Source organism: Xanthomonas sp. D-99, assembly GCF_017746145.1.
GTDB classification, from domain to species: domain Bacteria; phylum Pseudomonadota; class Gammaproteobacteria; order Xanthomonadales; family Xanthomonadaceae; genus Xanthomonas; species Xanthomonas cissicola.
Genome location: NZ_JAGHWU010000002.1, coordinates 1 through 18,062, shown reverse-complemented (window position 1 = coordinate 18,062; position 18,062 = coordinate 1). Strand labels below are relative to the sequence as shown.

Below are 18,062 nucleotides of genomic sequence, written 5' to 3'. Positions count from 1 at the left end.
CCTTTCCGGATCGCCAACACCCGACCGATACTGTGTACGTCTGCATCTGTAATGGGGTCACCGACCACCAGATCCGCGAAGCGGCCGAGAATGGCTGCGCCAGCCTTGCCGAACTGACCATGCGCACCGGATGTGGGTCCAATTGCGGCTCGTGCCTGGAGATGGCGGGCGACCTGTTGAGCCAGGCACATGCCACCCGCGCATTGCCGTTGCCGCTCCTGGGGCTCGCGAGCGCTGCCTGAGGCAGCACGTTTAGGGGCCGAGGGTTCCGACGATGGCCTTGGAGATTTCCACGCGGTACCTGATGCCAGAGGTATCTGCCGTCCCGCGCCGCGAATGCCCGTGGCATCCCTGCGCCGCTGGGGCTAGCTGCAGCGAAGTGGTTGCTCGGTAATGACCGGCACAGGACGTCAGCCGGTTACCAGCCTGATCCGCCATTGCAGCTGCCAGCGCCTGGCAGCTCCTGCGGCGCACGGCGTGTCCCGCAACTGATCACGATTCGCGTTCCTTCATGCGCCGCGCCAACGCGCTAGAGTGCGGCCGGCTCACTCTCTCGGAGACATCGCATGAAGGGCGATACCAAGGTCATCGAGTACCTCAACAAGGTGCTCTACAACGAACTCACTGCGATCAACCAGTACTTCCTGCACGCCAAGATGCTGAAGAACTGGGGCCTGAAAGAACTGGCCGAGCATGAGTACAAGGAATCCATCGACGAGATGAAGCATGCGGACAAGCTGTCCGACCGCATTCTGTTTCTCGAAGGGCTGCCCAATTTCCAGGCCTTGGGCAAGCTGCGCATCGGCGAGAACCCGACCGAGATGTTCCGCTGCGATCTGACCCTGGAGCGCGAGGCGGTTGTCGTGCTGCGCGAGGCGGTGGCGTATGCGGAGACCGTCAAGGACTACGTGAGCCGCCAGTTGCTGGTGGACATCCTGGAGTCCGAAGAAGAGCACATCGACTGGCTGGAAACCCAGCTGGACCTGGTGGCGCGCATCGGCGAGCCGAATTACCTGCTGACCAAGCTGGACGACTAACGCGCGTCTGGTCGGGGTTGTCTTTATTTGGCGCTGAATTTACGGGTGCGCGGCACTTCTGCTGGTCGGTGTTTTCGGCGATTGTTTGCTGATGACCTGCTTCTACAGATTCTGTTGCCGGGTGAGAGTGCGTGGCTTCGCCATACCCTCACCCCAATCCCTCTCCGGCAGGAGAGGGGCTCTGGTGTCCTTCCGGGAGCAGGGAGGCTTGAGCGTCCTTTCGTGTGCGAAGGCGTTGAGCATCAGAGCGATTTGAGCCTCGCGATAACGGATGCAGGTGACGGTCACCAGGCGTCTGCCGCTGCTTCGACAGCACTGATGTGATTACTGATTTGTCGTGCTGGCGTCGGCTTGCAGGCGGGCGACCTGGCCCAGCAGGGCGAGGCGGGCGCGGGCGTATTCGGCGATGACCAGGGCGACCATGACCGAGGGGCGTTCGATGGTGCCGGTGCGGGCGGCCAGTTCGATCCGCCGTGCCGCGTTGGACACCGCCTGCGCACCGACGTTGGCGCTGGAGGACTTGAGGGTGTGGGCGAGGTCGCGCAGCTGCATGCTGTCGCGGTTGGCGGCGGCCGCTTCCAGTTGTTCGATGATCAGCGGTGCGTCTTCCAGGAACAGCTGCAGAATGGTGATGGTATCCGCGCCGGCCACGTCGTACAGCTCGTCGATCACGCTGTTGTCCAGGATCGGCAGGGCGCGTGCCTGCGCAGCGGCGCTGGCGCTTTCGGGATCGTGGGGCGCCTGGCCGGCGTTGCTTGGGCCGGGCAGCAGCGCCTGACGCGGTAGCCAGCGTTGCAGGCAGGCGTCCAGCTGTTCGCGTGCGACCGGCTTGGACAGATAGTCGTCCATGCCGGCGGCCAGGCAGCGTTCGCGGTCGCCGGCCATGGCGTTGGCGGTCATGGCCACGATCGGCACCGGGCGGCCGCCGCTTTCGGTTTCCATGGCGCGCCAGCGGCGAGTGGCGGCATAGCCATCCAGCACCGGCATCTGGCAATCCATGAAGACCATGTCGTAGCGGGTGGATTCCATGCGGGCCAGTGCGGCTTCCCCGTCGGTGGCGGTGTCGGCCTCGAAGCCAAGCACCGCCAGCAGCTTCTGCGCGACCAGCAGGTTCACCGGGTTGTCTTCGACCAGCAGGATGCGCACCTCGCGGGCATTGGCCATCGGCGGCGGCAACGGCTCGGGGATCATCGCCGAGGCCAGCGTGGTGGCGTGGGCGGGCTTGGGTTCGGGCGGCAGCACCAGGGCGCGCAGGGTTTCGTCCGGGCTCAGGCGTGGCACCAGGGTGGCGTGATCCTGCAGTTCGCCCGGTACCGGTTCTTCGCCGTACAGCCAGATCAGCCGCGCGCTGTTGGCATTTTCCGGGCGCGCAAGTGCGCGGTGCACTGCGCGTGCGCTGTAGCGCAGCGTGTCGTGGTCGGCGATGACGCAGCGGAAGCCTTGGCTGTCGCTGTGCCGGCGCACGCGTTCGAGCGCTTCCTGGGTGGTTTCCATGAGCACGTGGGACACGCCCCAGCTGTCGAGCAGGCGCTTGAGGCGTTGCGACAGGCGCGCATCGGAGCTGATCACCATCACGCGTGCGGCGTCGGCGCCGGTGGCCTGCTGGAGGTCGCCGATGACCTTGAGCAGCGGGATTTCGAACCAGAACGTGGAGCCGCGCCCGGGTTCGGATTCCACCCCGATGCGGCCGCCCATCAGGTGGATGATGCGTTTGCAGATCGCCAGCCCCAAGCCGGTGCCGCCGTACAGCCGCGTGGTGGAGGCGTCGGCTTGTGCGAAGGAGCGGAACAGGCGTGCCTGCTGGTCCGGGGCGATGCCGATCCCGGTATCGCGTACCTGGAAACGCAGCAGATGCTGGGCGCGCGTTTCGCCCAGGCGGCGCAGCTGGATGTCGACGCTGCCGCGTTCGGTGAACTTGATGGCGTTGCCGATCAGATTGCCCAGCACCTGGCGCAGGCGGATCGGATCGCCGCGCACCAGCAGCCGTACCGACGGTTCGATATCCAGGCTCAGGCGCAGCTGGCGGCCTTCGGCGGTGCGCTGCAGCAACTGCATGACGCCGTCGAGCAGTTCGCGCAGATTGAAGGTGGTGATTTCCAGTTCGAGCTTGTTGGCCTCGAGCTTGGAGTAATCGAGGATGTCGTCGACGATGCGCAGCAGTTGCAGCGAGCTGCCGGTGGCGGTCTGCAGCATGTCGCGCTGATCAAGGCTGAGCTGGCCGCTGGAGATCAGCTCCAGCATCGGAATGATGCCGTTGAGCGGGGTGCGGATCTCGTGGCTCATGGTGGCCAGGAATTCGCCCTTGGCCAGGGTCGCGGCCTCGGCGGCCTGCTTGGCGCGCAGCAGTTCCTGTTCGAGTTCGCCGTGGCGCCGCAGTTCCTGCTGCAAGCGTTCGCGGGCCAGGTCGGCTTCCTCAAGGCGCTGCGCCAACGCGTGCTGCGCATGGGCGGCCCGGTGAGCGGCAAACGCGGCACACAGTCCGCAGACCACCGCCAGCACTGCCGACACCGCGCTGACGGCGCGCCACGGGCCCTGTAGCGAAGACCACTGCAGGCCTGCGCCGAGTGCGGCTGCCAGCGCGGCCAGCACTGCCAAGGTGCTCCAGGCGCGAAGACCTGCTGCCCGCTCTCTCACTCAGAGCACCGCGCTTGTGAAGTCGAAGTCCAGTTCCTTGCCGACGGTCTGCACCAGGTTGCCCTGGATGAAATCCACACCGCTCATCCACATCGCAGCCGCTGCCTGCGGATCTTCGATGCGTTGGCCGATGATCAGCAGGCCGCGCTGGTGGGCGATGTCGATCACGCCGCGCAGTTCGTCGCGCACCGCCGCGTTGCCGTGCGCATCGGCGAAGCGGTTGGCCATGCGTACGAAGCTCAGCGGCAACTGGCCCAGCAGTGCGTTGGCTTCGTCGCCGGGTTCGAACTGGCTAAGGCAAAACTGCACGCCGGCCGGCATCAACTTGGCGCAGAACTGCTGCACGGTGACGGCATGGATCAGTGCATCGTCCAGGCGCAGATCCACGATCAGCGACTGGCCGGCCACGCCACGTTCGACTAGTGCCTTGAGCAGCCAGTCGGCGAAGGCATCGCGGGCCAGCGTGCGCGGCGATTGCGAGACGAACAGGCGCAGCGGCGGGCTGGCGTGCTGGTACAGGTGCAGCAGGCCCAGCGCGTGGTCCATGACCTGCTGGTCCAGATCGGCGATGCGCCCGGCGGCTTCTGCGGCAGGAATGACCTGGCCTGCCGAGAGCAAGATGCCATCGGCCTGGCGCAGCCGCAGCAGCACCTGGTACTGCGCGGTGTCGCCGCCGGCCACCGCCACGATCGGCTGATAGGCCAGTTCCAGTTGGCCTTCGACCAGCCGCAGTTGTTCCTGCTGTTCGGCCTGGCTGGGCGCCAGATAGGTCTGCACGCCGTCGCTGCGCAGGCGTGCCTGCAGCGCGGTGCGTTCGACCGCTTCCAGCGCGCTGCCGGTGTCGTCGAAGCCCAGGCCCAGCGGTGCGACGCCGATGGCGCAGCGCACATGCACGGATTCTTCTTCGCGCACCGGAAAGGCGTTGGCTGACAGCCGATGGCGGATCTCCAGCGCCTGCTGTTCCAGGCTGGCTTCGGGCATGTCGACGGCCAGCAGCAGGAAGCTGTTGTCGTTCAAGCGCGCCAGCGGGTAGGGCTGGGCGGCGCTGGCCAGGCGGTGCCCGGCCTGGGTCATCAGGCGCTCGTAGGCGGCATAGCCGTAACGCTCGCGCAGGCCGAGCGCGCTGGCGATCTCGATGAAGAACAGGCCGCCGGACTGCTTGCGCTCCAGCGCGTCGGCGAGCAGGTCCATCACGTGGCCGCGGGTGGGCAGGCCGGTTTCCGGATTGCTGCGCACGCTGACCTGTTCGCCGGCTTGCTGCAGTGCCTGTTGGCGTGCGCGGCGGATGCGGTTGGACACCGCAGCGATCAGATGGCGCGGGCGGATCGGCTTGGTGAGGAAGTCGTCGGCGCCGCTGTCGAGCACTTCGAACTGGCGCTCCGGGTCGGGGTCGCCGGTCAGGAACACGATCGGCAGCAACTGCTGACCGGGCTGCTGGCGGATCAGCGTGGTCAGGCGGATGCCGTCCAGCTCGGGCATGTGCAGATCCATCAGGATCAGATCCGGGTGATAGTCCTGGATCGCCTGCGGCACGCTGGCGGCGGTCATCTCGACCTGCGCATGCATCCCGGCGCCGTGCAGCACGCTCTGCGCAAACAAGGCCTGCGAGCGGTCGTCTTCGACGATGAGGACGCGGTACGGCGCATCGGCGGCGACATTGTCCTCGCCATCGTGCGGCGCGGTGGGCGCTGCCGATGTGGGTGACACCGTGGGCGCCGATGCTGCGGCAACACGTGCGCTGCCGCTGGCCGCCACCGCGCGCGGCACCACCACGGCCACGGCCGGGCTGGCCGCCGCTGCAGCGGCAGGCGCAGGAATGATCGCCGCGCTCACCGGCACAGCGGCGTCGGCCGGCGACGCAACCTCATCGGCCCAGCGACGCCAGTGGTCGGCCGGTGGGGTCTCGGCGCGAAGTGGGCGATTACGCGTGGCGGTGTCGTCACGTGTGGTGGAAGAAACCGGATCTCGGGCGGCCATCGATACTCCCTACAGTCGCTGTGATTATGCGATGAACTTCACGGTAGCGGGGAGCTGCGTGCAGTTGGCGTGGCGGCAGGGCGCATCGGCGCAACCAGCCGACGCATGCCCCGCCACAGCAATCGCCAGACCCACCACACCACCAGCCCCGCCATCAGGCTGGAGCCCACCGCAAGACCCAGTGCCAGCCAGGGGTGCGCCAGTGCCAGTGCCAAGGCGGTGGTGGCGATGGTGTCTTCGGCCAGCGAGGCGATCCAGTTGCTGGCCGGTTCGGGCGAGGTGTTGAGCAGTGCGCGGGTGCCGGCCTTGAGCGTGTGGCTGGTCAGCGCCACGCCGGCACCGGCCGCCAGGGCGCCTGCGCCCAGGTCGCCATCGGGCGAGAGCGTCGCCGCTGCGAGGAAGGCGCCGGCTGGCACGCGGGCCAGCGTCTGCAGCAGGTCCCAGCCCGAATCCACGCCCGGAATCTTGTCGGCGAAGAATTCGGCCACTGCCAGCGCGCCGGAGGTGCCCAGGACCCACCACGACTGCGCCGGATGCAGCGCCGACGGCAAGTCGATCCAGCCCAGCAGGCCGGCCAGGCCGACGCCGAACACGGTGAGATAGACCCGGATGCCGGCCAGCCAGGCCAGCAGGATGCCGATCACGAACAGATGCGCTTCGCTCATGGCGTGGTTCCCTGCAAACAATTGCAGAACTATCGCAGAACTTTGGGATAACCGCCGGTCCAGCGCCAGCGCGACGATTGTCTGGGCTCTGGCACACTACGCCGCCCATAATTGCGCCGGCCCGTCCGGACCCGATGCCCATGAGACCAGCCGCACGCGTGCAGATCGTCCAACGTGCCTCCGGCGGTGGCCGTTCCGGTGGCCGCTGGTTGTGGCTGCTGGTTGCCATCGTATGGCTGGCTTCGCTGGGCGGGGCGTGGTGGATGGCCACCCGCACGGCCGCCCCGCGGCTGGTGAAGGCCGAGGCAGCGCTGCAGCAGGCGCAACGCAGCCAGGTCCAGCAACGTCGGCAGATCGAGCAGTTGCAGCAGCGCCAGGTCAATCTGGCGATGTCCGACAAGATCAGCCGCGCGGCCAATACCGAAGTGCAGGCCTCGCTGGCCGAGCGCGACGAGCAGATCGCCGCGCTGCGCGCCGACGTGGCCTTCTACGAGCGGTTGGTGGGCTCCACCGCACAGCGCAAGGGGCTCAACGCGCACTCGGTGCAGTTCACCGCCGAAGCCGGCGGCACGTGGAACTACAGCGTGGTGCTGACCCAGAACCTCAACCGCGGGGCCATCAGTCAGGGCCAGCTGCGCTTTGCGGTGGAAGGCGTGCGCGCCGGCAAGCTGGTGACGGTGAGCTGGAACGAATTGCACCAGAAGCCCGATGCCGCCGGGCAACCGTACTCGTTCCGGTATTTCCAGCAGCTGGACGGTAGCGTGATCCTGCCGAAGGATTTCACCCCGCAACGTGTCAAAATCTCCCTGAGCGGCGATGGGGCGCCGGTCAGTCAGACATTCGATTGGAAAGTCGCCGGCAGTGGCGCGGGGGAGTAGCTCATGTTCGGAAACAAGTCCAACCGTGGTGCGCAGACCGTGGTCGATACCTTGATCGGGCCGCAGGTGGTCATCCGCGGCGACCTGACGTTCAGCGGCGGGCTGTATGTGGAAGGCCGCATCCTGGGCAAGGTGATTGCCGAAGACGGCGCCAGCGCCACCCTGACGGTGGCCGAGCAGGGCAGCATCGAAGGCGAAGTGCGTGCGCCGGTGGTGATCATCAACGGCCAGCTGACCGGCGATGTGCATGCGGCCGAGCGGGTCGAACTGGCCGCCAATGCGCGCGTGCAGGGCAACGTGCACTACCAGGTGGTGGAAATGAGCGCGGGCGCGCAGCTTACCGGGCGGCTGATCCATGCCACCACGGCCGGCGCAACCGCGGCGCTGCCGGCCCCGGAACCCAGCCGTGCCGAACCGGTCACGGCGTTGCAGGCCGAAACCGCCGACGCCTGAGCGCGGCATGCGCGGTGAATGCCGCAGCAGCCGATGCGGCGGCATGGCTTGAAGTGGCGCGCTCCGGCCCCCATGCTGGCGCCATGAGTACGCTCGTTTCGCTTCCTACTGCCGCCCCGGCGCCGGACTACCAGTCCATCGACCGGCCACTGAACTTTTCCGTGGCCGCTGCCGCCAAGGTGCGCGAGCTGATCCAGGAAGAAGGTAATGCCGACCTGGCATTGCGCGTGTACATCCAGGGCGGAGGGTGTTCCGGTTTCCAGTACGGCTTCGAGTTCGACGAGAACCGTGCCGAGGACGACCTGGCCGTGGCCACCGATGGCGTCACGCTGCTGGTGGATCCGCTGAGCCTGCAATACCTGATGGGCGCCGAGGTGGATTACACCGAGAGCCTGACCGGCGCGCAGTTCGTGATCCGCAATCCCAACGCGAAAACCACCTGCGGTTGCGGGAGCAGCTTCAGCGTCTGATTGCATCTGGGTAGATGCGGATTGTGTGACGCATCTGGGTAAGCGCGGATTGCGGCGCAGAGCGCGTGCTTCTGCAGTGCATCTGCATTGATGAATAAGGTGACTGTCGAACGTGGGATCGGTCGCGGCAGAGTGGCATGCTGGTCTCGCTCGATGTTGACCAGCTGGCGATGAGGTGGGCGCATTGCAGGTGACGGGACTGGTCTGCATGCCTCGCTTACCTTGCGGTGCGCGCTGTGATGAGGAAGGCGCATCGCTTGCTTCGCCGCTGCAGTTCGTCGGGCGATTGCCGACCGCCATCACGATGAGGCTGCCAACGCGAACCGCGCAGTGCGCGCATGGCGGCGACTGATCAGGCAGGCGTGTGAGTGCGTCCACGCTGAGCGATTCTGCGGCAATCCTTCAGTACGATGACAGCGCTGCGCGCCACCTCGTGACATGTAAACAGCGATCCACGCGCCGCGTTGAAAGTGCCTGTGCCACGCGCGACGTTGCAACGATCTTCAGCACGACCACAGGAATACAGCGCGTTGCTGTCGATAGCCAGGCACGCATCTGATTGCGTGGGTTGCGCCCGCAAGGCGGGCGACCTGCACGCGCGCGTAACGCGCTACGACGCTTTCTGCGCCGCAGGTTTCGCGGCGCGCGCGCCAGCTTCGTGCGTGCGCGATGGTGCATGGATCCAGATGGCCATACTGCGTGCGTGCTTACCGCTGACGCCACGATATGCGCGTTTTCTCCAGGCATTGCCGCTCGTTCACGCTGATCCACCGCGGTCATGTGCGACACGGTGCTGACACGCCTGCCATGCCTTGTGCCCATTCCAAGCCGTTGCGCAGTGACCACTCCCTCTCCTTCCGCACCTCGATCGCACCGGCGTTGGGTGATTGCTGCGCGTCTTCCGTCCTTCCCCAAGAGAGCATCACTTCATGTTGCAGATCAACTCCCGTTCGGCGTTTGGCCTGGCGGCCATGTTGGGCATCGCCAGCGCAGTGCTTGCACCCAGCGCGCAGGCCGCGCCCGCGCGGCACCTTGCTCACCAGCAATTTCCTGACCAGCTACACCCGTGATGCGATTGGTGCGATGCTGGCCTCCGAGCCGCAGGCCGAGCAGCCCAAATGCAATGTCCGTGTTGCCGAATTCACCTATGCAACCGCATCTGGCGTGCTGCTGATTCCGGATGGCAAGCGGTGTGCCGGGCCGTATCCGTTGCTCGGCTGGGGGCGTCCGACCGGAACGGTTCGCGCCGAGGAGCAGGCCAAGGACATCCGCGATGCCAAGGGCAACGACCCACTGGTCACGCGCCTGGCCAGCCAGGGGTATGTCGTGGTCAGCAGCGATTATCTGGGCCTTGGTAAGTCCAACTACGGTTATCACCCGTATTTGCACAGCGCGACCGAGGCAAGTGCGACCATCGATGCGATGCGCGCGGCGCGCAGCGTGTTGCAGCGCTTGAACACGCCGCTGTCCGGCAAGGTGATGCTGTCGGGTTATTCGCAGGGCGGCCACACGGCGATGGCCACCCAGCGTGAGATAGAAGCGCATCTGTCCAAGGAATTCCAGCTGGTGGCCAGCGCGCCGATCTCCGGGCCTTACGCGCTGCAGCAGACGTTTTTGGACAGCTGGAGCGGCAGCAACGCGGTGGGCGAAAGCAGCTTTGGCATCATTCTGGGCAGCTATGCCATCGTCGCGATGCAGCACACGTATAAGAATATCTATCTGGAGCCCGGGCAGGTGTTTCAAGACCCGTGGGCGGCCAAAGTGGAGCCCTTGTTCCCGGGCAAGCAAAGCCTGACCGATCTGTTTCTCGGCGACACCTTGCCAGGCATCGATCAACTCAAGGCGTATTTCCAGCCTGGCTTCTACCGCGACTTTGCCAGCAATCCCGCCAACCCGTTCCGCCAGGATCTGGCGCGCAACGATCTGCTGGCGTGGACGCCGCACACCCCGACATTGCTGTGTGGTTCGTCCAACGATGCCACCATTCCGCTCAAGAACGCGCAGACCGCCATCGCCAGCTTCAACCGGCGTGGCAGCAACCAGGTGGCGGTGGTGGATATCGGCACCGGCAACTCCAGCGACAACTCGGCCTTCGTCCATCTGTTGACGAACGAACCGTGCATCGTGGCAGTGCGGCATCAGCTGTTGGACAAGCAGCGCTGACGCTGCGGTCGTTGCTTGACGCTGCCGAAGGGTTTGCAGGGGCGGGCGTCTCGAAGCCCGCCCCTGCAATGGCTTCACTGCAACCGATGCAATGCACTGCCATGACCACTGGCTCACGTGCGTGTCCTGACAGGGCCGCACCCGCGCGCTGTCCAGTGACGGGGGCAGCGTGCCACTTGGCGTGAACCGCATCCCGAGCCAGTGGCCAGCGCGAGCGCCGTCCGCGTCTGAACACGCCCCGCAGGCGCGCTCGATAGAGGGCGTACGATGGTTGCAGGCGCTGCCGATTATCGGCAGGCTTGCGCCGATGTCAGAGTCTCTTTTTTCATCTTCCGGTTTTGCCTTCACCCACGCGCCGCTCGATCGCGGCGATGTGCTGCGTGACGATCCCGACGCCCTGGCGCATCTGTGGCCACAAGGCCGTGTGCTGTTGATCGACGCCAAGGGCGCGGCGCTGGCCGATGCCGATGGCCAGCCGCTGTTGCTGGATGGCGCCGAACTGGGCGACGGGCCGGAGGCAGCGATCTTCCTGGGTCTGCGCGATGCGGTGGGCTGGTTCTGCCTGCCGGCCGACATCGTCGCGGTGCAGGCGCCGCAGCGGATCGATCTGCGCCAGGCCGCTGCCGACTGGCCTGCCGAGAGCGCTACCGCCTTCGCCTATGCACGGGCGATGTTGCACTGGCAATCGCGCACGCGCTTTTGCGGCGTGTGCGGCGGTGCGATCGCGTTCCGGCGCGCCGGCTTCATCGCGCACTGCACGCAATGCCAGACCGAGCATTACCCACGCGTGGACCCGGCCATCATCGTTGCGGTCAGCGATGGCGCGCGTTTGCTGCTCGGTCGTCAGGCCAGTTGGGCGCCAGGACGTTATTCGGTGATTGCCGGGTTCGTCGAACCGGGTGAGTCGCTGGAGCAGACCGTAGCGCGCGAGGTGTACGAAGAAACCCGCGTGCATGTGCAGGACTGCCGCTACCTCGGCGCGCAGCCTTGGCCGTTTCCGGGGGCGCTGATGTTGGGGTTCACCGCGCGTGCCGCTGCGACCGAGGTGCCACAGGTCACCGGTGAGCTGGAAGACGCGCGCTGGGTCAGCCATGTGCAGGTCAGCGCCGCGCTGGCCGGCGAGGGCGATATCGGGTTGCCGCCGCGCATTTCCATCGCGCGTGCGTTGATCGAGCATTGGCATCGTGCGCATGGCTGAGTCTGGCCGGCTCTTGCGGTGTTGCAGCGGCGCTCGCGTCCGCTCGGCTAGACTCGGCTGAGGAGGCCTGCCCATGTTCACCACCCTGGTTGCCGTCGTCGTCGCGCTCACGCTGGGCCATCTGGTACCGGCGCAGGTGGCCAGGCTGCGCAATTTCGCCTGGTTCGGCCAATGGCTGCGCCGGCTGGATGGTTACGCGGCCGGGCGCGGTGCGTGGCAAGGGCGCTATGGCGTACTGCTGGCCGTGCTACCGGCGCTGCTGGTGTTGCTGGTGCAGTGGCTGCTGGACGATGTCTGGCACGGTTTTCTGGACTTGCTGTTCGGCGTGGCGGTGCTGGCCTGGACCTGGGGCCCGCGCGATCTGGATCGCGATGTGGAAGCGGTCATCGACGCCGACGAGCCGCACACGCGGCGCGAAGCGATTTCGCACCTGCAGGCCGCCGGCGGCAGCGTGCACGAAGACGCGCCGTCGCTGGTGGAAGCGGTGGTGGTCAATGGGTTGCGGCGTTGGTTTTCGGTGCTGTGGTGGTTTCTGCTGCTGGGGCCGTTCGGCGCGGTGCTGTATCGGCTCACCGCCCTGGCGGTGGAAAGCCCGCTGGCCGTGTTGCTGCCGCCCCGCAATCTGGCTGGCGCGCGCTGGCTGCTGGCGGTGCTGGAGTGGCCGGTGGCGCAGTTGATGACGATGTCGATGGCGCTGGTGGGTAACTTCGACACCGTGTTTCGCGCCTGGCGCGAAGCGCATGGCAACCGCTGGTCGCTGGAACCGCATTTTCTCGGCGCCGTTGCGCGTGTCAGCGTCAGCGCCGAGCTGCGCGAGGAAGCGCACGACTACACCGATTCGGGCCTGGTGCCGGTCTGGCGCCGCCTGCCGGAAGTACGCGATGCGATGAGCCTGGTCTGGCGCGTGCTGCTGCTGTGGTTGGTGGTGCTGGCGTTGTTGGTGATTGCGGGCTGGGTGCGGTAGCGCCGCGCGTGACGTCGGGCGAGAAGATGTGTAGCGCCCGGCCCTATGGGAACGTCGGCCCCTCGCGATTGTTCGCGGTCTAACCCGGCGCCAGCAAGGTAAACGGGTACCACGGCAGATTTCTTGCAACCCAATACGCCGGCAAGGCCCACAACCAGAACTTCGGTTCGGACATCGCCGCAACGACGGGTGCAAACCAGCGTGCGCGCCAGCCGGCTTTCCAGGCGATCAGGCCGGGCAGTGCGAACAGGCCGAGCACCGCTGCCGGATTCATCGCGAAGGCGCCGGGCAGGTCGAAGTGCACCAGCGCATACAGCGCGCGGGTCATGCCGCAGCCGGGGCAGTAGCAGCCGGTCACGGCACGGAACACGCAGGGCGGGAACGGGCTGTTGCTCGCATTCGGATCGAAGCGATACAGCAACGACACGCCAAGGGCGGCCACGCTGGTGGCCGCCCCCAGTCCAAGCCAATGGCGTGGACGCAGTTCCATTACTGCATGTGCTGCAACTGCTGCATGTAGTCCATGTAGCCCTGCATGCCGCCGGTGGCCACCATGCCGATGTTGATCAGCAGGCCGATCGCGGCCAGCACGCTGGTCACGATGCACCAGGTCTTGGCGGTGTTGGAGGCACGACGTGCGCCGTCGATGTCGCCCTGGTTGAGCAGGCCGTTGACCTTGCTGGAAAACACGATCGCCACGATGCCGGAAATCAGGGCCGGGCAGCACAGGCAAAAGCCCAGCACGGTGGACACGATCGCCCAGATCAGGTGATTGGGCACCGGGCCGGGCGCGGCGCTGGACGAGGGATGGATCGGCGGTGGCATGGCACTCATGGTGAAGCTCCTTGGGTGGTAAACAACAGCGAACTGATGGGTGAGTGGGGTGGATTATCGGGCGCCATGCGCGGCGGTGATGCGCCCGGTGTGCGCTGACGATGGCCGGATGGTCCTCGTGCGAGGTTTGGCGCGGGCGTGAGCGGCGAGCAGCGTGTCGGTAGCGGTAGCGGCGAGTGGCGCTGCGCGCTGCCGGATATCTGCTCGCGCCAGCGACCTTGCGCTCCACGCCTGCGCAGCGAGCGAACGCAGCGGCATGCCCATCGCTGTCGGCACAGCCAGCCGCTGCAATGCGCGACACCCGCCGATCACGGCAGACGCCTCAGGCGCGATGATGTTGAGCACAACGACGTCCCCCGGTACGGCCGGCCGCGTCCGCTTGGCGGCTGCGACGGCAAAGCGTGCAATGGCGCACAGGCTACTCGCGGCGCGCCATGGACGCAAAGCCTGCACCCGCCGGGCTCAGGGCTGATCCTGCCGTAGCGTGCGCACCTGTTGTTCGAGCAGCGCGGCACTGGCCTGATCGCCGGCGACTGCCGCCCCTGCCATCACTTCGATCTGCGCGCGCATCCGCCGCGGCACCCGCATGCGGCCCAGGCGCGTGTCGCGCCGGCTCCACATGCTCGACCACATGCCGCGCAGCGCCATCGGAATGACCGGCACGTTGCGGCGCTGCAGAATCTTCTCCACGCCGGACTTGAAGGGTGCGATGTCGCCATCCTTGGTCAATGCGCCCTCGGGGAAGATGCATACCAGCTCGCCATCGGCCAATGCGGCATCGATGCGGTCGAAGGCCTGTTGCATCAATGCGGGGTCTTCGCGCGCGCCGGCGATCGGGATGGCCTTGGCGGTGCGGAAGATCCAGCGCATCACCGGGATGCGGAAGATCTTGTAGTACATGACAAAGCGCACCGGGCGCGGAATCACCGCCGACAGGATCAGCGCGTCCATGTAGCTGACATGGTTGCACACCAGCAGGGCGGCGCCCTCGTCGGGCACATGCGTGTCGATAGCGCGCGCGCGCAGGCGGTACAGCACGCTCACCAGCACCCAGCTGAGAAAGCGCATCAGGAATTCGGGCACCAGGGTGAAGATCCACAGCGCCACCAGCGTGTTGGCGATTGCCAGTGCCAGGAACACCTGCGGAATGCTCAAGCCCGGCAGCGGAATCCGTACCCCGATCAGCACCACGTGCGGCAACTGCAGCGCGATACCGATCACCGCCGCGGCCACGATAAATAACGAGTTTTGGATGTTGAGCCCGGCGATCACGCGCGACAGTTCGGCCTTGGGCGTGCGGCTCTGGATCAGCGCAAACAACGGCACCACGAACAGGCCGGTGAACAGGCCGATGCCGACCAGATCGATGATCAGCCGCACGCTGCCGGGCTGCTGCACGAACTGGCCGATCGACAGGCCGGTGACCGGCGCTGCACCAGGCCGGGCGAAGTACAGGTCCAGCAGGAAGGCGCTGATGCCGAACGCACCCAGCGGCACCAGGCCGATTTCCACGGTGCGGCCGGACAGCCGTTCGCACAGCAGCGAGCCTGCGCCGGTGCCGATCGAAAACAGCGCCAGCGCGAATACGTACAGATCCTGCTGTCCGCCCAGGTTGAGTTGGGCATAGGTGGGCAGCTGCGCGGTCAGCACGGTGCCGATGAACCAGAACCACGACACGCCCAGCACCGAGTTGCGCACAGCCAGCGTGCGTCGGGTCAGGCGCATGATGGCGCGCGATTCGGGAATGGGGTTCCAGTTGATCTTCAGCTCTGGGGCGCCGGCATCCACGCGCGGTACCAGCCGCGCCACCAGGTTGCCGGTCACCGCAATCGCAATCACCGCGGTGGCGGCAGCCTCCGGCCCATGACTGCCGGCGATCTGGAAGATCAGCCCGCCGAAGATCATGCCGCACAGGATCGAAATGGAGGTACCCATTTCGACCAGGCCATTGCCGCCGGTGAGTTCTTCCGGCTTCAGCACCGATGGCAGGATCGAATATTTCACTGGGCCGAACAGCGTGGACTGCAGGCCGGTGCAGAACAGCGCAATCAGCAGGATCACCATGTTCTCGGTGATGAAGCCGATGGCGGCCAGCGACATGATCGCAATCTCCATCGTGGTGGTGATCACGATGAGCTTCTGCTTTTCCAGCTTCTCGGCGATCTGCCCGGCCAGCGCGGAGAACAGGAAGTACGGCAGGATGAACAATGCCGGCGCCAGGTTCGTATACAGCGTGCGCTGGGCGGCATCGATGCCGAGATAGAACAACAGGCCGATGATGGCCTGCCGATAGACGTTGTCGTTGAACGCGCCCAGCGCCTGGACGGCGAAGAACGGCAAGAAGCGGCGCTGCCTGAGCAGGGCGAACTGACTGTGACCGGACATGCAGTTTCCTTTGCGAACGCGCGCAGCCTAGCAGGCTTCCATGGTGTGGTGGCGGTTGCGCTCAGCGGCTTCTACGTGCCGGTGGCCTGCGTTGCGCGAGCTGGGCGCGCAGCAAGGCCACGAAGGCGCGTGCGGCCGGGCTGGGGTCGGGCCGCCACACCGCATAGGTCAGAAAGCGGTAGCGCTCCTTCAAGGCCACCGTGACCACGCCCCGCATGGCGCCGGCCATGGTCTGCGGGACGATGCCTACGCCCAGGTTGGCAGCGACCAGTTCGCGCACCAGATCGGCATGGGTGACTTCGTACTGCTGGCGCTGCCGCAGGCCCCCCTGCGCAAACGCAGCATCGATGATGCCGCGCACGCCGGCACCGGGAACCAGCCCGGCCATCGGTTCGTCGTCCAGCTCGGCCAGCGCCACCCGCTTGCGCGCGGCAAAGCGATGGCCGGGCGCCACGATCAAGGCCAGCGCCTCTTCATGCAGCAGCAGGCGCTGCGCCGGCACCGCGACCTGCGGGCCGACGCCGACCAGGGCGACATCCAGCCGGCCTTCGCCCAGATCGTCCAGCAACGCCTCGCTCATGGCGGTGCGCAGATGCACGTCCACCCGCGCATGCGCGCTGCGGAACTGATGCAGCAAGGCCGGCAGTTGCACGGTGGTGAGCGAGGAAATCTGCCCCAATGCCAGCCGCCCGCGCACGGTGCCCAGCGCCTGCGCCATTTCCTCGTGCAGGCGCTCGGCAGCGCGCAGGGTCTGGCGGGCGTTGTGCAGGAACACCTCGCCGGCGGCGGTGGGCCGCACCTGGCGGGTGCCGCGTTCGAACAGGCGTGCACCGAAGGTCTCTTCGATCTTGGCGACCTGGTGGCTGAGCGCCGATTGCACGGTGTTGCAGCGGCGCGCAGCGGCGGTGAAGCCGCCTTCTTCGGCCACGGCCACGGCAAATTCCAGTTGGCGCAAGGTCAGCATGCAATCTCGAAACAAGATGACGATAGTGAAAACAATACATTGGAAAGATGCCTGACGGCTGCCCACACTGTGCGCATTCCTTGACCAGGCAGCCGCCATGCAGACCGAGCCCAGCTCCCACCCGCCCTTGCCCCGTCGCTTGGTGCTGCTGATGGCCGCCGCCACCGGGTTGGCGGTGGCGAGCAATTACTACGCCCAGCCGCTGCTGGAAACGCTGGCGCAGGCATTCGGCATCCAGGTGCGCAGTGCCGGTGCGGTGGTCACCGCGGCGCAATTGGCCTACGCGGCGGGGTTGCTGTTGCTGGTGCCACTGGGCGACCGGCTGGAGCGGCGCGGCCTGATCGTGGGCCTGTTCGTACTGAGCGCGCTTGGGCTGCTGGTGAGCGCCAGTTCGCACAGTTTTGCGATGTTGCTGGCCGGCACCATCGTGACCGGCGCCAGCTCGGTGGCGGCGCAGATCCTGGTGCCGTTCGCCGCCACGCTGGCTGCGCCCCACGAGCGTGGCCGGGTGATCGGCACGGTGATGAGCGGGTTGCTGCTGGGGATCTTGCTGGCGCGCACCGCGGCCGGCGTGCTCGCCGGTGTCGGCGGCTGGCATACGGTGTACTGGATCGCCTCGGTCGCGTTGCTGCTCACCGCCGGGCTGTTGTGGCGCGGGCTGCCGCGCCATCCCGGCAATGCGCAACTGGCGTACCCGCAGTTGGTGGGCTCGGTGCTGACGCTGCTGCGCGACGATGCGGTGCTGCGTTCGCGCGCGGTGCTGGGCGGGCTGATCTTTGCCGGCTTCAGCATGTTCTGGACCACGCTGGCGTTTCTGTTGTCCGGGCCCAGTTATGGCTACGGCACGGCGGTGATCGGCTTGTTCGGCCTGATCGGTGCGGCCGGCGCACTGGCCGCCAATCGCTCCGGGCATTGGTCCGATCACGGCCATGGCGACCGCGTGAGCTGGGGCGGGTTGGCGATGTTGCTGCTATCGTGGGGGTTGCTGGCGTTTGCGCCGCAGTCGATCGTGCCGCTGATCGTCGGCGTGCTGCTGCTGGATATCGCGGTGCAGGGCGTGCATATCGCCAACCAGAGCGTGATCTATCAGCGCAACCCGGCGGCGCGCAATCGCATCACCTCGGCCTACATCACCTGCTATTTCATCGGCGGTGCAGTGGGCTCGACCCTGGGCACGGCGGCATATGCGCAGGCCGGCTGGAGGGGTGTGGTGATCGGTGGCGCGGTGCTTGCTGCGGCGGCGCTGGGCTGGGTGGGGCTGAGCGTGGCGCGCAAGCAGTGGAAGTGAGCGCGGGCGGTGGGGCGAGACGCAGCGAGCGCATGGAAGTGGCGATTGCGCGGCATCGCCGTGTTCGACATCGCCTACCGCATGGAGGCTGCATGGGCGGCGCGGCGCCCGGGCCTGTCGATAACAGGCTCTAGGGAAGGTCTGATCAACTC

General features: G+C 66.6%; 15 protein-coding genes and 1 pseudogene. 9 read left to right on the top strand and 7 right to left on the bottom strand.

Annotated elements, in window-relative coordinates:
* The first annotated feature begins 32 nt into the window (after positions 1-32).
* Positions 33-242: a (2Fe-2S)-binding protein gene (locus J7360_RS00615; protein ID WP_029818492.1), complete on the top strand. Its 210-nt coding sequence runs from the start codon at positions 33-35 to the stop codon at positions 240-242.
* Between the two features lie 324 nt (positions 243-566).
* Positions 567-1,037, top strand: a complete 471-nt coding sequence (gene bfr / locus J7360_RS00610) for a bacterioferritin (protein WP_003483093.1) — start codon at positions 567-569, stop codon at positions 1,035-1,037.
* A gap of 324 nt (positions 1,038-1,361) precedes the next feature.
* Here bfr and J7360_RS00605 read toward each other — a convergent pair whose 3' ends face one another.
* The 3 genes from J7360_RS00605 to J7360_RS00595 are packed head-to-tail and all read right to left on the bottom strand — an operon-like array spanning position 1,362 to position 6,313.
* Entirely contained in the window at positions 1,362-3,632 is a 2,271-nt protein-coding gene (locus tag J7360_RS00605; RefSeq protein WP_209033039.1) for an ATP-binding protein, read from the bottom strand.
* Positions 3,633-3,671: 39 nt separating this feature from the next.
* Positions 3,672-5,648, bottom strand: a complete 1,977-nt coding sequence (locus J7360_RS00600) for an EAL domain-containing response regulator (RefSeq protein WP_057658721.1) — start codon at positions 5,646-5,648, stop codon at positions 3,672-3,674.
* Between the two features lie 38 nt (positions 5,649-5,686).
* Entirely contained in the window at positions 5,687-6,313 is a 627-nt protein-coding gene (locus J7360_RS00595; protein ID WP_057658719.1) for a DUF4126 domain-containing protein, read from the bottom strand.
* Positions 6,314-6,453: 140 nt separating this feature from the next.
* Here J7360_RS00595 and J7360_RS00590 point away from each other — a divergent pair, with 140 nt between their 5' ends.
* From J7360_RS00590 to J7360_RS00565, 6 genes and pseudogenes are all read left to right on the top strand, one after another.
* Entirely contained in the window at positions 6,454-7,191 is a 738-nt protein-coding gene (locus J7360_RS00590; protein WP_089094572.1) for a DUF6776 family protein, read from the top strand.
* 3 nt (positions 7,192-7,194) lie between these two features.
* A complete protein-coding gene (locus J7360_RS00585) occupies positions 7,195-7,644 on the top strand; it encodes a polymer-forming cytoskeletal protein (protein WP_005914186.1) in 450 nt (149 codons plus the stop codon).
* An 83-nt stretch (positions 7,645-7,727) separates the two neighbouring features.
* A complete protein-coding gene (gene erpA / locus J7360_RS00580; RefSeq protein WP_002808218.1) occupies positions 7,728-8,114 on the top strand; it encodes an iron-sulfur cluster insertion protein ErpA in 387 nt (128 codons plus the stop codon).
* 929 nt (positions 8,115-9,043) lie between these two features.
* Positions 9,044-10,277 (top strand): annotated as a pseudogene (locus J7360_RS00575) (lipase family protein).
* Positions 10,278-10,584: 307 nt separating this feature from the next.
* Positions 10,585-11,475, top strand: a complete 891-nt coding sequence (gene nudC, locus J7360_RS00570) for an NAD(+) diphosphatase (RefSeq protein ID WP_057658717.1) — start codon at positions 10,585-10,587, stop codon at positions 11,473-11,475.
* A gap of 73 nt (positions 11,476-11,548) precedes the next feature.
* On the top strand, positions 11,549-12,439 hold the full coding sequence (locus J7360_RS00565; protein ID WP_057658712.1) for a cobalamin biosynthesis protein: 891 nt from the start codon (positions 11,549-11,551) through the stop codon (positions 12,437-12,439).
* 79 nt (positions 12,440-12,518) lie between these two features.
* Here the strand turns inward: J7360_RS00565 and J7360_RS00560 are convergent, their stop codons facing one another.
* From J7360_RS00560 to J7360_RS00545, 4 genes are all read right to left on the bottom strand, one after another.
* On the bottom strand, positions 12,519-12,929 hold the full coding sequence (locus tag J7360_RS00560) for a DUF2752 domain-containing protein (protein WP_022558107.1): 411 nt from the start codon (positions 12,927-12,929) through the stop codon (positions 12,519-12,521).
* A complete protein-coding gene (locus tag J7360_RS00555) occupies positions 12,929-13,273 on the bottom strand; it encodes a CD225/dispanin family protein (protein WP_005920117.1) in 345 nt (114 codons plus the stop codon). Before J7360_RS00555 ends, J7360_RS00560 begins: the two co-directional genes overlap by 1 nt.
* A gap of 462 nt (positions 13,274-13,735) precedes the next feature.
* The gene (locus tag J7360_RS00550) at positions 13,736-15,658 is read right to left on the bottom strand and encodes an MFS transporter (protein WP_057658711.1); all 1,923 of its coding nucleotides are present in this window, start codon (positions 15,656-15,658) and stop codon (positions 13,736-13,738) included.
* A 61-nt stretch (positions 15,659-15,719) separates the two neighbouring features.
* Complete coding sequence (locus J7360_RS00545) at positions 15,720-16,622, bottom strand: LysR family transcriptional regulator (protein ID WP_042676153.1); 903 nt, start codon at positions 16,620-16,622, stop codon at positions 15,720-15,722.
* 97 nt (positions 16,623-16,719) lie between these two features.
* Between J7360_RS00545 and J7360_RS00540 the strand changes: the two genes are divergently transcribed.
* Entirely contained in the window at positions 16,720-17,910 is a 1,191-nt protein-coding gene (locus tag J7360_RS00540) for an MFS transporter (RefSeq protein ID WP_057658709.1), read from the top strand.
* Positions 17,911-18,062 lie beyond the last annotated feature (152 nt).

Bases quoted from the DNA above. Each gene is read 5' to 3' on its own strand.
- bfr (WP_003483093.1), top strand. From the start codon at position 567: ATGAAGGGCGATACCAAGGTCATCGAGTACCTCAACAAGGTGCTCTAC.
- J7360_RS00590 (WP_089094572.1), top strand. From the start codon at position 6,454: ATGAGACCAGCCGCACGCGTGCAGATCGTCCAACGTGCCTCCGGCGGT.
- J7360_RS00595 (WP_057658719.1), bottom strand. From the start codon at position 6,313: ATGAGCGAAGCGCATCTGTTCGTGATCGGCATCCTGCTGGCCTGGCTG.
- J7360_RS00565 (WP_057658712.1), top strand. From the start codon at position 11,549: ATGTTCACCACCCTGGTTGCCGTCGTCGTCGCGCTCACGCTGGGCCAT.
- J7360_RS00550 (WP_057658711.1), bottom strand. From the start codon at position 15,658: ATGTCCGGTCACAGTCAGTTCGCCCTGCTCAGGCAGCGCCGCTTCTTG.
- J7360_RS00560 (WP_022558107.1), bottom strand. From the start codon at position 12,929: ATGGAACTGCGTCCACGCCATTGGCTTGGACTGGGGGCGGCCACCAGC.
- J7360_RS00545 (WP_042676153.1), bottom strand. From the start codon at position 16,622: ATGCTGACCTTGCGCCAACTGGAATTTGCCGTGGCCGTGGCCGAAGAA.
- nudC (WP_057658717.1), top strand. From the start codon at position 10,585: ATGTCAGAGTCTCTTTTTTCATCTTCCGGTTTTGCCTTCACCCACGCG.
- J7360_RS00600 (WP_057658721.1), bottom strand. From the start codon at position 5,648: ATGGCCGCCCGAGATCCGGTTTCTTCCACCACACGTGACGACACCGCC.
- J7360_RS00585 (WP_005914186.1), top strand. From the start codon at position 7,195: ATGTTCGGAAACAAGTCCAACCGTGGTGCGCAGACCGTGGTCGATACC.
- erpA (WP_002808218.1), top strand. From the start codon at position 7,728: ATGAGTACGCTCGTTTCGCTTCCTACTGCCGCCCCGGCGCCGGACTAC.
- J7360_RS00540 (WP_057658709.1), top strand. From the start codon at position 16,720: ATGCAGACCGAGCCCAGCTCCCACCCGCCCTTGCCCCGTCGCTTGGTG.
- J7360_RS00555 (WP_005920117.1), bottom strand. From the start codon at position 13,273: ATGAGTGCCATGCCACCGCCGATCCATCCCTCGTCCAGCGCCGCGCCC.